Consider the following 1,632-nt stretch of genomic DNA (forward strand, 5'->3'; position numbering starts at 1 on the left):
GGACGGCCTCCTTGCCGGGGTCGCCGGTGAGGGGGTCCTCCTCGGTCTTCACCAGGGCGCCGGCCCGCTCGTTGGGCCACCCGGTGTAGCTCTGGGCTACGAACCGCCGGGCCCCCGCCGCGACGGCCGCGGCGAGCAGGGAGTCGGTGCCCTCGGTCCGCAGCCGGTTGGTGACGGCGAAGTCCTGGTCGAAGCGGCGGAAGTCGCCGGAGATCGACGACAGGGCGGTGAGCTGGTGCACGACGACGTCCGGCGCGGCGGCCGTGACGGCGTCCCGGACGGAGCCGGGGTCCAGGCCGTCCATGACGACCCCTTCCGCCCCCGCGGCACGCACCGCCTCGAGGCGCGGCTCGCTGCGTGCGGTGCCGACGACCTGGTGTCCCGCCGAGAGCAGCAGCGGCACCAGCCTGCTGCCGACGGCTCCGGTCGCTCCGGCGACGAGGACCCTCATGGTGGTCTCCTCTCCTCAGCCTCTCGACGGTACGGCGGGCCGCGGTGTGACGGCCCTCCGGCGGCCTGCTGGCAGCATGGCGGCGTGACCACCGGCATCGACCTCGCCCGCGCGTACCACGACGACGTCGTCCGCCCCCTGCTGCAGGCGTGGCGTCCCGGCCTGCCGTACGCCGCGGGCCGGCTGGGCAGCGGGTCCGACGTCCTGGGGCTCGACGACGCGACGTCGCGCGACCACGACTGGGGGCTGCGGCTCACGCTGCTGGTCGACGAGCGGGACGTCGCGGCCGTCGACACCCACCTGGAGGGCGCGCTGCCGGCCGAGCACGCGGGCCTTCCGGTGCGGTTCGCCACGACCTGGGACCCGGTGGTGCGCCATCGTGTCGAGGTCGCGAGCCCGCGCGGGTTCGCGGTGTCGCGGCTCGGGCTCGACCCGACGACCGACCTCGACGCCGTGGGTTGGCTGGCGCTCACGGGGCAGAGCGTGCTGGAGGTGACCGCCGGCGACGTCTTCCACGACGGGCCGGGGGAGCTCACCGCGATCCGGGACCGGCTCGCCTGGTACCCGCACGACGTGTGGCTGCACGTCCTCGCGGCCGAGTGGGCGCGGGTCGGGCAGGAGCTGCCGTTCGTCGGGCGCACCGGGGTACGGGGGGACGACACCGGGTCGCGGGTGCTCGCCGCCCGCCTGGCGGGCGCCCTGCTGCGGCTCGGGGTGCTGCTGGAGCGGCGCTGGCCGCCCTACCCCAAGTGGCTCGGCACCGCGTTCGCGGGCACCCCGTCGGCCGTGACCGCGGGCCCGCACCTGGACCGGGCGCTCGCGGCCACGACCTGGCAGGAGCGGGACGCCGCGCTCGGCGCCGCGTGCGACGCGCTGCACGAGCGGCAGCGCGAGCTGGGGCTGCCGGCCCTCGACGGCCCCGCGACGGAGCCGTTCTTCGACCGCCCGTCCCGCGGGCTGCGCGCGCTGCCCGAGCTGTTGCGGGACGCCGCCGGGGACGCCGTGCGCGGCCTGCCCGGCGCCGTCGAGCAGTGGGTGGACGCCGTCGACGTCCTCATGGACGGCCCCCGCCGCGTCGCGCTGGTCCGCGGCCCCTCGGGTGCCGCGTCCTCTGAGCCGAGGTAATACGAGAAACGGCGAGGTAGTACGAAGCTCCGCGAGGTAGTACTACCTCGCGGAGC

Annotated in this window: 2 protein-coding genes; one reads left to right on the top strand and one right to left on the bottom strand. The window is 76.5% G+C overall.

From position 1 onward, the window contains the following. Positions 1-451: NAD-dependent epimerase/dehydratase family protein (locus tag ACFWEK_RS21505; RefSeq protein ID WP_430555360.1), on the bottom strand; the 451-nt coding region annotated here is incomplete at its 3' end. Between the two features lie 84 nt (positions 452-535). On the opposite strand from ACFWEK_RS21505, the gene ACFWEK_RS21510 reads away from it, so the two are divergent. After that, positions 536-1,576, top strand: a complete 1,041-nt coding sequence (locus tag ACFWEK_RS21510; protein ID WP_430555361.1) for a DUF4037 domain-containing protein — start codon at positions 536-538, stop codon at positions 1,574-1,576. The last annotated feature ends 56 nt before the right edge of the window (positions 1,577-1,632 follow it).

The sequence above is a fragment of the Isoptericola sp. NPDC060257 genome (assembly GCF_042726645.1).
GTDB lineage: Bacteria > Actinomycetota > Actinomycetes > Actinomycetales > Cellulomonadaceae > Isoptericola > Isoptericola nanjingensis.